The 13,326-nt window shown below is 34.3% G+C and carries 11 protein-coding genes and 1 pseudogene; 11 read left to right on the top strand and 1 reads right to left on the bottom strand.

Annotation, left to right across the window (positions count from 1 at the left end):
* Positions 1 to 77 precede the first annotated feature (77 nt).
* From murA to JCM14209_RS03530, 4 genes are all read left to right on the top strand, one after another.
* Positions 78 to 1,361: a UDP-N-acetylglucosamine 1-carboxyvinyltransferase gene (gene murA, locus JCM14209_RS03545; protein WP_025022222.1), complete on the top strand. Its 1,284-nt coding sequence runs from the start codon at positions 78 to 80 to the stop codon at positions 1,359 to 1,361.
* The gene (gene rho / locus JCM14209_RS03540) at positions 1,361 to 2,632 is read left to right on the top strand and encodes a transcription termination factor Rho (protein WP_025022221.1); all 1,272 of its coding nucleotides are present in this window, start codon (positions 1,361 to 1,363) and stop codon (positions 2,630 to 2,632) included. Before murA ends, rho begins: the two co-directional genes overlap by 1 nt.
* Positions 2,633 to 2,734: 102 nt before the next feature.
* Entirely contained in the window at positions 2,735 to 2,986 is a 252-nt protein-coding gene (locus JCM14209_RS03535; RefSeq protein WP_025022220.1) for a type B 50S ribosomal protein L31, read from the top strand.
* 90 nt (positions 2,987 to 3,076) lie between these two features.
* Complete coding sequence (locus JCM14209_RS03530) at positions 3,077 to 3,739, top strand: DUF2238 domain-containing protein (RefSeq protein WP_025022219.1); 663 nt, start codon at positions 3,077 to 3,079, stop codon at positions 3,737 to 3,739.
* A gap of 99 nt (positions 3,740 to 3,838) precedes the next feature.
* Here the strand turns inward: JCM14209_RS03530 and JCM14209_RS03525 are convergent, their stop codons facing one another.
* Entirely contained in the window at positions 3,839 to 6,199 is a 2,361-nt protein-coding gene (locus tag JCM14209_RS03525; RefSeq protein WP_025022218.1) for an ATP-dependent DNA helicase, read from the bottom strand.
* 195 nt (positions 6,200 to 6,394) lie between these two features.
* Here JCM14209_RS03525 and JCM14209_RS03520 point away from each other — a divergent pair, with 195 nt between their 5' ends.
* The 7 genes and pseudogenes from JCM14209_RS03520 to JCM14209_RS03495 all read left to right on the top strand — a co-directional run bounded on the left by JCM14209_RS03520 (position 6,395) and on the right by JCM14209_RS03495 (position 13,158).
* Complete coding sequence (locus JCM14209_RS03520) at positions 6,395 to 7,702, top strand: NCS2 family permease (RefSeq protein WP_025022217.1); 1,308 nt, start codon at positions 6,395 to 6,397, stop codon at positions 7,700 to 7,702.
* Positions 7,703 to 7,882: 180 nt separating this feature from the next.
* On the top strand, positions 7,883 to 9,253 hold the full coding sequence (locus tag JCM14209_RS03515) for a UDP-N-acetylmuramoyl-tripeptide--D-alanyl-D-alanine ligase (protein ID WP_025022216.1): 1,371 nt from the start codon (positions 7,883 to 7,885) through the stop codon (positions 9,251 to 9,253).
* Between the two features lie 131 nt (positions 9,254 to 9,384).
* The gene (gene cshA / locus JCM14209_RS03510; RefSeq protein WP_025022215.1) at positions 9,385 to 10,875 is read left to right on the top strand and encodes a degradosome RNA helicase CshA; all 1,491 of its coding nucleotides are present in this window, start codon (positions 9,385 to 9,387) and stop codon (positions 10,873 to 10,875) included.
* 149 nt (positions 10,876 to 11,024) lie between these two features.
* A pseudogene (gene acpS, locus JCM14209_RS10365) lies at positions 11,025 to 11,372 on the top strand (holo-ACP synthase); the annotation flags it as partial.
* Between the two features lie 24 nt (positions 11,373 to 11,396).
* Positions 11,397 to 12,518 carry an alanine racemase gene (gene alr / locus JCM14209_RS03505; RefSeq protein ID WP_025022214.1) on the top strand — a complete coding sequence of 374 codons (1,122 nt, stop codon included), beginning with the start codon at positions 11,397 to 11,399 and terminating at the stop codon, positions 12,516 to 12,518.
* A 9-nt stretch (positions 12,519 to 12,527) separates the two neighbouring features.
* The gene (locus tag JCM14209_RS03500; protein ID WP_025022213.1) at positions 12,528 to 12,770 is read left to right on the top strand and encodes a hypothetical protein; all 243 of its coding nucleotides are present in this window, start codon (positions 12,528 to 12,530) and stop codon (positions 12,768 to 12,770) included.
* A 10-nt stretch (positions 12,771 to 12,780) separates the two neighbouring features.
* Positions 12,781 to 13,158, top strand: a complete 378-nt coding sequence (locus JCM14209_RS03495) for a type II toxin-antitoxin system PemK/MazF family toxin (protein WP_025022212.1) — start codon at positions 12,781 to 12,783, stop codon at positions 13,156 to 13,158.
* The last annotated feature ends 168 nt before the right edge of the window (positions 13,159 to 13,326 follow it).

The following is a 13,326-nucleotide window of genomic DNA, read 5'->3' as shown; positions in this document are numbered from 1 at the left end:
TAAGTATTTTAGATAAAATTAATAAGAAATTAGTAATTAATCATAAATGATATTTTTAATTAGATAGAGGATTGACGATGAAAAAAATGATTGTAAAAGGGGAACAGAAGTTAACTGGTGAAGTAACTGTTGGTGGTGCTAAAAATAGCGCAGTTGCTTTGATCCCAGCAGCTATCTTAGCTGAAACACCGGTTAAATTAGATTCTGTTCCTGACATTTTAGATGTGCATAATTTGATGATTATTTTACGTTCAATGAATGTTGAATCGCATTTTAATCATGGTGTCTTAGAAATTGACCCTACTCAAATTAAAAAAGCACCTCTTCCAGGAGATGCTATTCGTTCATTACGCGCATCTTATTATTTTATGGGAGCTTTACTAGGTAAATTCGGCGAAGCTACAGTCGGATTTCCTGGGGGAGATGACATTGGACCACGCCCAATCGATCAACACATTAAAGGTTTTAAGGCTTTAGGAGCAGTTGTTGAAGAAGAAGGCAACAAAGTGCATATTAAAGCGGGTTCTGAAGGGCTAAAAGGCGCACGTATTTTCTTTGATTTAGTTTCTGTAGGGGCTACAATTAACGTGTTATTGGCTGCTGTAATGGCGAAAGGAACAACTATTATGGAAAATGCTGCTAAAGAACCAGAAATCGTTGACTTAGCAACATTCTTAAATAATATGGGAGCTAAAATTCGTGGTGCCGGAACAGATGTTATTCGAATTGAAGGTGTAGACTCTCTAAAAGCTACGAATACGCATACAGTAATCCCTGATAGAATCGAGGCTGGAACATATCTTGCGTTTGCAGCCGCAAATGGAAATGGTGTTTTAGTTAAAAATGTTATTACAGAACATTTGGATCCATTTATTGCTAAGTTACAAGAAATGGGTGTTCGTTTAGAAATTAACGAAGATAGTATTTATGTTCCTGGGGGAGATTTATTGGCACCAGTAACAGTTAAAACTGCACCTTATCCAGGGTTTGCAACTGACTTACAACAACCAATTACACCGTTATTATTAAAAGCTAAAGGGACTTCGCAAGTTATTGATACCCTTTATCCTGGTCGTGTTTTACACATCAAAGAAATGCAAAGCATGGGTGCCAATATTTCAAGCAAAGATGGCATTATTACAATTAAGAATTCAGAATCCTTAATTGGTTCAGAAGTTTCAGCAGGAGAAATTCGTGCTGGGGTATCATTACTAGGATTAGCATTAATGTCAAAAGGAACAACCGTAATTAATAATGCCGATAACATTTTACGTGGTTATGAACGGATTATTGATAAGTTACGTGGATTATCAATTAAGATTGAAATTATTACAGATAATCGAGAAGATGGGGATAAGTAATGAAAGAAGTTAAGGAAGAAAAGCCTTCAGTCATTTCGGATTTACAAGGGATGACGTTGGAAGAAATTTATTCATATGCACGGCAATATAAGATTGCTAATTATAGTGAAATGAATAAAAAAGAACTTTCATTAGCAATTTTAAAAGCTCAAGCAAATGAAAATGATTTTCATATGAAAGGGATTTTAGAAATTGTTTCTTCCGAAGGCTTTGGTTTTTTACGTCCAATTAATTATGGTTCTTCAAAAGAAGACGTATATATTTCAGCTTCTCAAATTCGTCGCTTCGGTTTACGGAATGGGGATGAAGTTGGTGGAAGTGTTCGGCCACCGCGTCAAGGCGAAAAGTTTTACGGGCTTTTAAGAGTGGATACTGTTAACGGTAAAGATCCTGAGGAAGCCAAAAAAAGAGATCACTTTCCTGCCTTAACCCCAATTTATCCGGATAGACAAATGAATTTAAGCACTAAATCAAACTTGTTATCAACAAGAATGATTGATCTGTTTGCACCAATTGGTTTTGGGCAACGGGGATTAATTGTTGCCCCTCCAAAAGCGGGAAAAACAAGTTTGATTAAGCAAATTGCACAAGGGATTTCTGAAAATCATCCAGAAACTAAGATTTTAGTACTTTTGATTGATGAACGTCCCGAAGAAGTTACTGATTTAGAACGGACAATCAATGGCGAAGTTATTTATTCAACCTTCGATCAACGTCCAGAAAATCACATGCGGGTATCAGAGTTGTTATTACAACGCGCAATGCGCTTGGTTGAAGACAAGCAAGATGTGGTTATTTTATTAGATTCACTTACGCGTTTAGCCCGGGCTAATAACTTGATTGTGCCGCCAAGTGGACGGACACTTTCTGGTGGGGTTGATCCAACGGCATTCTTTAAACCAAAGAAGTTTTTTGGTGCGGCTCGTAACATTGAAGAAGGTGGAAGTTTAACAATTTTGGCGACTGCCTTAGTTGATACGGGATCACGGATGGATGATGTTATCTACGAGGAGTTCAAAGGAACGGGGAATATGGAATTACAACTTTCGCGTCAATTAGCTGAAAGAAGAATTTTCCCAGCGGTAGATATTAAGAAATCCGGTACGCGTAAAGAAGATTTAATCTTACAACCAGAAGTGCTCGATGCAATTTGGAAGTTACGTAAAAAATTAAATAATGATTTAATTAAAGATACAGAACAAGTACTACAATTACTTAAATCCTCAAAGGATAATCAAGATTTTATTCAAAAAATTAATAAGTTAATTTAGGATTGCTTATTAATCCAAAACATGGTATCATGTTTTTTGTTGTAATATACACAAAAATAACTCTGGTTCAGCAAATGTACCAGGGCAAAGGAGAGTATTGAAATGAAACAAGGAATTCATCCAGAATACCATGAAGTAGTTTTCATGGACTCATCAACAGGTTACAAGTTCTTATCAGGTTCAACAAAGACATCTGAAGAAACTGTAGAATTTGAAGGTAAAACTTACCCATTAATTCGTGTTGAAATCTCAAGTGACTCACACCCATTCTACACAGGTCGTCAAAAGTTCACTCAAGCAGACGGACGTGTGGATCGTTTCAACAAGAAATACGGTTTCACAAGCAACAACTAATCCTAGTTGGAGACTTGATAAATCATGCCGCTTATCTCATAATGGAGATAAGCGTTTTTTTTATATAATAAAAAGGAAGATTGATTAAGTATGAAGAAGAAAAATATGTCGCTTGATTTCATCTTAATGAGTATCTTTGAAGTTTTAATGGTAGTCTCATTAATTTTAGGAATTATCAAGCAAGAAAGTGGATTATATCTACTCGAAAATATTGCAGGAATGATTTTATTAGCAATGCCAATGATTGTGGTGTGGCTATTTCGCGTAGAGTTCCCACGTGTTTTGAGTATTGTATATATGTTATTTATTATTGGATCAGTATATCTAGGAACTCTATATCATTTTTATAGTGTTGCCTATTGGGATAAAGGGTTACATGTATTAAGTGGGATTTTACTTGCTGGTTTTGGGTGGTCATTATATGGTATTTTAGTTCCCAAATATGCACGTAAATATATGTCACCTGGATTTATTGCGTTTTATGCTTTTGCATTTGCAATGATGTGTGGCGTTTTTTGGGAGTTTTATGAATTTTCAATGGATGGATTGTTCGGTATGAACTTACAACGCTTTATTTCAACAACTGGGCATGCATTAGTTGGACGGGCTGCATTAATGGATACGATGGGAGATTTATTTGCAGATGCGATTGGGGCACTACTATTGAGTATTGTAGGTTATTTCCAAATTTTAAGTAAGCCAAAATGGATTGAAAACTTTTATTTTGATCGTGCTTCAAGCATGTTTCGTTAAAAATATTTATAATTAAAAAAGCCTTAAGAAATTACGTTTTAAAGCGATGATTTCTTAAGGTTTTTTAATTTTATTCATGCTAGCAAAGCGGTTTTTGGGCTAGTTATTTTCCCAAAAATTATTAATTTTCTGGCCGATTTCGGTTTGATTACGGCAATCTTGAATTTTACGCCAGTGTGGAGGAAAATATTGGCGATATTTAGGCCAACTAAAGCGTGAATCAATCAGTAAAACAACTCCTTTATCTGTTGCACTGCGAATCACACGCCCAGCAGCTTGAAAAATATTATTTAATCCCGGAAGTTGATAAGCATATTCAAAGCCCATCCCATCTTTTTTATCAAAGAAATCACGCAAAGCATCAGTTTCATCGTTTAACCCGGGCAGACCAACGGTAACAATGCCTACACCGATTAAACGTTCGCCTTTTAAATCAATTCCTTCAGAAAAGCTTCCTCCTAAAAGGGCAAATCCAACTAATGTAGTGTCATTTTGAGAATCAAAACGCGCTAAAAATTCAGCTTGTTCTTGTTCATCAATATCACGTTTTTGAACAATCGTATTGATTGTAGGATATGATTGCTTAAATGCTGTAACCACTGTTTCCAACAAAGTATAAGAAGGTAAGAAAATCAAATAATTGCCTTGGCGCTGACTGATAAGTTCGTAAATGGCGTTGATGATTAAAGGCAGATTTTTTTGTCGCATCCGATAAGTTACATTGAGATAAGGCGTACTTAGTAACAACATATTATTAGGATCAAAAGGAGTCGGAAGTTGGTAAATTAATCCATCTGATTTTAATCCAAACATTTCTTGATAGTACGAAAGTGGCGTTAGCGTGGCTGAAAATAAGATACTAGCGCCACCAAGATTTAAACTTTCAAGCACTAGGTGACTAGAATCTAAGCAAAAAATCTTAACAATGAGTTCACCTTGTTCATCGAGTAATAAATGAGTGCGAAAATTTTCATCATAAAAATCACTAATTTTTACAAAAGCTCGGACCTCTAAGAAAAATTCAAGTAATTCATCTTTAAAAATAAACTGGGGGTTATCTGAAAGAAAATCACTGATATATTCACAAAGATACATAGCTTCTTTACAAAGAGATTTGAGTTTTTCTTCTAAAATGATTGAGTCTTGCTGATATTGCTCTAGGGGAGTTTTGATTAAATCTAGTGAATTTAAAAGCTTATTGAGTTCGTTAATTAATTTTTGTGGTTTCTTTTCAGCTTTATTTAAAACTTTCAAGAGCTTTAGGGTATTACTAGCGCTAATTTCTTTGGTGTACATATCACGAGAACGTGAAACTAAATTATGAGCTTCGTCAACTAAAAAGATATGGTTGGTATTTTTATCACTAAAGAATCTTTGTAAATAAACTAACGGATCAAAAAGGTAATTATAATCACAAATTACTATATCGCAAAATAAACTTAAATCTAGAGAAAATTCAAAGGGATCAAGGGTATGTTTACGAGCATATTTTTCAATTACTTGCCGGTCAATTTGAGATTCGTTTTCTAAAACATCGAATAATGCTTCAGAAAGCCGATCGTAATAACCAATATAAAAGGGATTTTTATCATTATCTAAGCCAACTTCTTCAGGAAAAGTAATTTGTTCTTTTGAAGTTAAAACGATTGATTTAATTTCTAAGCCTTTTTGAGCTAAAAGGTTAATAGTGTCATTGGCAATTTTACGCGTACTTTTTTTGGCAGTGAGATAAAAAATACGTTCAGCTTTTTGTTCACCTAAACTTTTAATCGCAGGAAAAAGTGTCGAGATTGTTTTTCCAGTTCCTGTTGGAGCTTCAGTTAAGATTTTTTGTTGCGTTAAAATTGTTTTATAAACTGCAACTGCCAGTTCTCGTTGATTTTTACGATAATTAGGAAAAGGAAAATCAAGCGTTTTAATTGAGTCATTTCTTTTAGTGTGGAGTTTTTGACGTAATTTAATCCATTTTTCAAATTCATGAACTAATTCTTTGAAAAAATTATCAGCTTGAGCAAAACTAAGCATTTTTTCGCTGATATCTTCTTGACGGTTAGGGCGACAAATATAATGTAGGCGCAAATTAATAGAAGTTGTTTGATATTTTTGCATTAAAAAATAGCCGTATAATTTAGCTTGAGCCCAATAGAGATTAATTTTATTTTCACTTAATTCTTCAAATGGTTTATCGGAAGTTTTAATTTCAATCACTTCAAGCGGTTGTTTATCATGATTAAAAGTAACGCCATCCGCTCTTCCATGGAAGAAAAATTCTTCGTTTAAAATTGTGGTCGAAAATCGTAAGAAAACTTCAGCCTCAGTATTATCTGTAAATTGTTTTTGGATTTTTTTGTGGATAGCAGTACCCAGATAAGCAGCGTCTTTGCTAGAACTATTGTCACTTAAATCGCCGGCGCGAAGTAAAAATTCTACAAATTCACGAATGCCGATGCTTTGTTTCATTTTCCACTAATCCTTTCCGTTATAAAAATATTCATATTTAATTGTACTTTAGTTTATAATTAAAAAAAAGATTTCGGATTTTTCGGATTAAAAATGGAATTATTTTAAAAAACGTCTTTACATAATTCGGATATTGGATTATATTATTCATATAAATTATAACTATGTACGTGTTTACGTCAGGAGGAGAAAATAGTGAAAGACAAAGTTATTTCATATTTTGAAATAGATAAGCTCAATAGTACCATTGGACGTGAAGTTTTAGCTGGCTTCACTACATTTATTTCAATGGCTTACATATTATTTGTAATTCCATCAGTTTTAGGTGCTGCTCATATGGATAAAGGCGCTGCATTTACAGCGACAGCACTTGCCAGTGCTTTTGGATGTTTAATGATGGGGATATATGCAAAATATCCAATTGCTTTAGGACCTGGATTAGGGGTTAATGGATTTTTTGCTTATTCAGTTGTAATTGGAATGGGAATTCCTTGGCAGACTGCATTGGCAGGGGTATTTGTTGCTGGGTTGATCTTTATTTTAATTACAGTTTTCAAATTACGTGAAATGATTATTGATGCTATTCCTCAAGATTTAAAATATGCGATTTCAAGTGGGATTGGATTTTTTATCTCATTTATCGGATTGAAGGATTCAAAGTTAATTATTGCAAATGATTCAACTTTAGTCAGTTTGGGATCAATTCATGGTCAAACATGGCTTACAATTATTGGTTTATTGTTAATCATTGTTTTAATGCTTCTTCGTGTTCCAGGGGCAATTTTTATTTCAATTGTTGCAACGGCAATTATTGGAATGTTACTTGGGATGATCGATGTTCCACACGCAATTATTTCAGAAGCTCCGAGTTTAAAACCAACATTTGGGGTTGCATTAAGCCACATTACTGATATTAATACCATGCAATTATTCGTAGTTGTAATTACTTTCTTATTGGTAACATTCTTTGATACTGCCGGAACTTTAGTTGCTTTAGCTTCACAAGCGGGATTGATGAAAGATAACAAATTACCACGTGCAGGAAGAGCCTTATTATCTGACTCAGTAGCAATGATTGTTGGAGCTTTATTTGGAACATCACCATTAGGAACATATGTTGAATCTTCAGCTGGGATTGCTGTCGGGGGAAGAACCGGATTTGCTTCTGTTGTAACTGGGATTTTATTTATCATAGGAATCTTCTTTTCGCCATTATTGGCTGTGGTTTCAACTTATGTGACAGCACCTGCTCTAATTATCGTTGGGGTTTTAATGGCAGGAAATACTGCTAAAATTGCTTGGGATAAATTAGAAATTGCGATTCCAGCCTTTGTAATTTTAATTACAATGCCATTAACATATAGTATTGCTGATGGGATTGCGTTGGGGATTATCTTATACCCAATTACAATGATTACAGCAGGACGTATTAAGGAAGTTCCAAAATTAATGTATGTATTATTTGTTGTATTTTTAATTTTCTTATCAATTACTCAAGCTTAGAAATGAAAAAAAGTTTGGAGATTATGTCTCCAAACTTTTTTTATTTTGAAGGTTGTTGGGATTTTTCTCACAATTTTAAGCAAAGAAGCATTTAATGTGTTACAATTAACAATGACTCTAAAATGGTAGAAAAATTTGAAATTCATTTAAAATTTTTTAGTGTAAAGGAGATTTTTAAGCATGAAAATGCAGTTAGCCGAAATCGCACGTGCTTTAGGAGTTGAAGCAAACGATGCGTGGCAAGATATATTTGTTACAAATATTTGCTTCGACAGTCGTCAAGTAAAGCCAGGTGCGTTATTTGTTCCTTTAATGGGGACAAATGATGGGCATAATTATGTACAATCAGCAATTGATGGAGGAGCTGTAGCAACTTTATGGCAAGCTGATCATGTCAATCAACAAATTGCTGATTTTCCAAGTTTAGTTGTTGAAAATTGTTTGGAAGCTCTTCAAGCATTGAGTAAATATTACTTGGTTAAAATTAATCCCAAAGTGGTTGCCGTAACAGGAAGTAACGGGAAAACAACTACAAAAGATATGACTGCTGCAGTTTTGGGCCAAGTTTTTAATGTCCATAAGACTCAAGATAACTTTAATAATGAAATCGGGGTACCGATGACAATTTTGAGTATGGAACCAAATACTGAAATTTTAGTTGTTGAATTAGGAATGGATCGCTATGAACAACTTGATTTTCTTAGTAAATTAGTTGAGCCTGACGTTGCTATTATTACAATGATTGGGGAAGCTCACATTGAATTTTTTGGTAGTCGCGATAATATCGCTGAAGCTAAATTTGAAATTACTCATGGTTTAAAAGAAGATGGGGCATTAGTGATTAATGGAAATGAACCATTATTAACTAAACGAGCATCTGAAATTCAACAAGAAACCGTTACTTTTGGTAGTGGAGACAATGTTGAATTGCAAGCCATGAATATTGTGAGTGATGATAAACAAACAAGTTTTCGAGTTAAAAAGTGGCCAGAAGTTAACTTTACCATCCCAATGATTGGTTCTTATAACGTTTACAATGCCTTAGCTGCATTGGCTGTTGGTGATATTTATCATATTCCAGTTGACCAAATGAAAAACGCCTTAGCTGATTTTTCATTAACTAAGAATCGAACAGAGTGGTTACATGCCCCAAATGGTGCGCGGATTTTGAGTGATGTATATAATTCAAATCCGACTGCAGTTAAAGAAGTAGTAACTGCATTTGCTGAAGTTCCAACGACTGGCCGGAGAATGATTGTTTTAGGTGATATGTTGGAATTAGGTGAACAAGCCCAAGAAATGCATGAACAACTTGCTGATAGTATTGATGAAACAAAGATTAGTGATGTTTATCTTGTGGGACCTTTAATGGCAGCATTAGGAGAAAAATTACAGTCTAAATTTGAAAGTACTAAACTTCACCTTTATCAACCAGACGAATTAGGTCGATTGACAGATGATTTAAAAGCAAGTTTAACAAGTGAAGATGTTGTGATGCTAAAAGCTAGTCACGGAATTCACTTAGAAGAAGTTTTACGTAATTTAGTATAATTGTTCCTATCAATTTGGAGTAAATTAATGAAGAAATAAGTATTGAAAGCTGGATGTTTAACAAGCACTTTGGCCAATCCATACCGTGGTTGTAAGCATCAGCTTTTTACTTTATTAGGAGGAAATTTTTTTTGAAATTTGGCGAACTAGGATTAGATAAGAGTTTATTGAAAGCTGTGCAAAGAAGTGGATTTGAAGAAGCAACTCCAATTCAAGCAGAAACAATTCCCTTGGTATTAGCAGGACATGATGTAATCGGACAAGCTCAAACAGGAACAGGGAAAACAGCAGCTTTTGGTTTACCAGTATTACAACACTTGGATTTAGAATTAAGACAAATTCAAGCAGTTATTATTTCTCCAACCCGTGAATTAGCAATTCAAACTCAAGAAGAATTATTTGGATTAGGAAAAGAAAAACGTGCAAAAGTACAAGTTGTTTATGGTGGTGCGGACATTAACCGTCAAATTCGTCAACTTAAGCACAATACCCCACAAGTTTTAGTTGGAACTCCAGGTCGTTTATTAGACCATATCAAGCGCGGAACGGTTGATTTTAGCAATGTTAAGAATTTAATTTTGGATGAAGCTGATGAAATGTTAGACATGGGATTCTTAGATGATATTGAAAGTATTATCGCAGCAACTCCAAGTCAAAGACAAACATTACTTTTCTCAGCAACAATGCCAAAAGAAATTTTACGCATTGGCGAAAAGTTCATGACAGAACCAAAAATTGTTAAGATTAAAGCTAAAGAGTTAACAACTGATTTAGTTGATCAATACTTCATCAAAACTCGTGATAACGAAAAATTTGATATTATGACACGCTTAATCGATGTGCAAACACCTGATTTAACAATTGTCTTTGGTCGAACTAAACGTCGTGTCGATGAACTATCACGTGGTTTAGAAGCACGTGGATATAATGCAGCTGGAATTCATGGTGATTTAACTCAACAACGTCGAATGAACGTCTTGAAGAAGTTTAAAAATGGCGATTTAGATATTTTAGTTGCGACAGACGTAGCAGCGCGTGGATTGGATATTTCAGGTGTTACTCACGTTTATAATTATGATATTCCACAAGATCCAGAAAGTTATGTTCACCGTATTGGACGTACTGGTCGTGCCGGAAATCATGGGACTTCAGTAACATTTGTAACACCATTTGAAATGGATTACTTACGTGTAATTGAAAAATTAACTAAGAAACGTATGGAACCACTAAAGCCACCTACAGAAGAACAAGCATTCCATGGTCAAGTAGCATCTGCACTCGATGACATCAAGGATTTAATTGATGATACTGATACTAAGAAATACGAAGCTCAAGCTCAAGATTTATTAGAAAAATATGATGCAATTGATGTTGTAGCAGCATTCTTAAATAACATGACTAGAAAAGATGCATATGATGTGCCAGTTAAAATTACGCCAGAACGCCCATTACCTCGTCGTAAAAAAGGTAACAATCGTCGTGGAGGCAATCGTAAGTTTAATCATCGCAATGATCGCTATAATAGAAGAGATCGTCGTGATAACGGACGTAGTTTTAAGAAGAATAATAAATTCAAGTCAAATAAACAAAAGAATCGTTTTACAATTAGAACAAAAGATTAATAAAAATAAAAAAGTTGGAAAAACAGTTAGTCCTAGCAATTCGCAGAGGATATAGCTGTAATCCAGCTTTTTTATTTTGGAAAAGCAATGCAATAAACGACAAAATTTGATAGAATATAAGATGAATTTTATTAGGAGGTGCAGTAGTGATGAGACACGGAATTGATACTACAGATATTCAACGAATCAAAGATGCGTATAACAAACGTCCAAGTTTCGCAACGAAGGTTTTAACTCCAAATGAACTAGAGATTTTTAATAATTTAAAAAATCAGCGTAAATTTGAGTATTTAGCTGGAAGATTTTCAGCTAAAGAATCTTTTAGTAAAGCTTTTGGGACCGGAATTGGTTCTGCAGTATCATTTCAAGACGTCGAAATCTTAAACGATGCTCACACAGGGGCACCTTATCTTTCTAAATATCCAAAGAAAAATCAGTATCAAGCTGATATTACAATTACACATACAGATACAGTGGTTACGACCCTCGTTGTCTTAGAAAGTACGAAAGAAGATGAAAATATGGTGGTAGGTTACCATCGAAATACCAGAGCAATTATTGATTTAGATGCAATTAAAGCTAACATTATTGCTCAGAAAAAACGTCTAAAAAATAATCAAGAAATCTTTGCAGTCGTTAAAGCAAATGCATATGGACACGGAATTGTACCGGTAGCTCAAGCTGCAAAAAAAGCAGGAGCTAAAGGTTTTTGTGTTGCAATTATTGATGAAGGATTAGCTTTAAGAAATGCGGGAATCAAAGATCCAATTTTAATTTTAGGGGTTAATCCAGTACAAGAAGTCCGAGTGATGGCAGAAAATGATTTAGCAGTTGCGGTAGATTCACTTGAATTTTTACAAGCAGCCAAGGAAATCCTAGTTTTAAATCATTTAAAATTAAAAGTCCATTTAGCTTTAGATACCGGAATGGGGAGAATTGGATTCTTCAATCCAAAAAGTTTGAAAGCGGCAGCTGAATTTTTAACGGCAAATCAAGATTATTTTGATTTTGAAGGGATGTTTACTCATTTTTCAACTGCTGATAGTAGTGATAATTCATATTTTGAAAAACAGGTAAAAAAATTCGATGATTTATTAAAAGTCGTAACACCTAAACCTAAATATGTTCATCAAGCTAATTCAGCCACAGCATTATGGCACGAACCGTTTAAAGGAAATTTGGTTCGAATGGGCATTTCCATGTATGGTTTAAATCCAGCAGGAACAACGTTAACTTCAACGATGCCACTAAAACCAGCGTTTAGTTTAGAAAGTGAAATCGTTTCTGTTAAACAAATTGAACCAGGAACTTCAATTGGCTATGGCAAAACTTACACCAGCCAAGAAACTGAATATATTGGCACGGTTCCGATGGGATATGCTGATGGTTGGAGTCGAAAGATGCAAGGCTTTAAAGTTTTGGTTAACGGTCAATATTGTGAAATTGTTGGGCGGGTTTGTATGGACCAATTTATGATTAGATTACCAAAAAAATATGCAGTTGGAACGAAGGTTACATTAATTGGCGAAGATAATGGGAAGAAAATAACTGTAGATGATGTCGCTGATTATGCTCAAACAATTAATTATGAAATAGTTTGTGGAATTTCAAGTCGAGTTCCTCGTATTTACTCGGAAAGATAGGGGATTATTATGGGTGAAACGAAAATGTTTTCACTTCGAGAAAGTGAAAATTTTGTTGAATATTGCGAATTTTATTCAATTGAAGAAAAAGAAGTTTTAGAAGATTCTAAAATTGCAGAATATATTAAAAAAAATCAGTTCAATTTGGAAGCTTTAATTGCAGGATATTCTTCAATGGCAGAGTTGAATCAAGAACTTTGTGATGAATTATGGGGATGTGAATGCAAACAAATCGATCCTCAAGAAAATTAAGGAAACAGACATGGCACAAATAGAGGTTAAGCGTGGAGATATTTTTTATGCCGATTTATCTCCAGTAGTTGGATCCGAACAAGGTGGCAAGCGCCCAATTTTAGTGATTCAAAATAATATAGGAAATAAGTACAGTCCTACGGTGATTGTAGCGGCGATTACTTCAAAAATCAGTAAACCTAAAATGCCGACACATGTAGGATTATTAAAGCAAGAATCAAAATTAGAAAAAGATTCGGTTGTATTAATGGAGCAGATTCGAACGATTGATAAATCCCGTCTGCAAGATAAAATTACAAATATCAACGGTGATATTATGGAAAAAGTTGATCAAGCTCTTAGAATAAGTGTGGGTTTGACCAATATACATAGTAATCTTCAAAAATAAACTTAAATTTAAGAGGTTGGGAGAAAAAACTAACTTCTCTGAAAAAACATAGCAAAAGTTATAATAAAAACCTTAAGGAATCAACGTTTTTTGAAACGTAATTTCTTAAGGTTTTTAATTTCCAGACTTTTTTGCGCCACTTATTTGGTTTTTTATTATTAGAAATAG

The organism is Ligilactobacillus hayakitensis DSM 18933 = JCM 14209 (assembly GCF_000615845.1).
Taxonomy (GTDB): Bacteria; Bacillota; Bacilli; order Lactobacillales; family Lactobacillaceae; genus Ligilactobacillus; species Ligilactobacillus hayakitensis.
The sequence above is the reverse complement of the archived record's forward strand: the minus strand, read 5'-3'. Positions and strand labels throughout refer to the sequence as shown.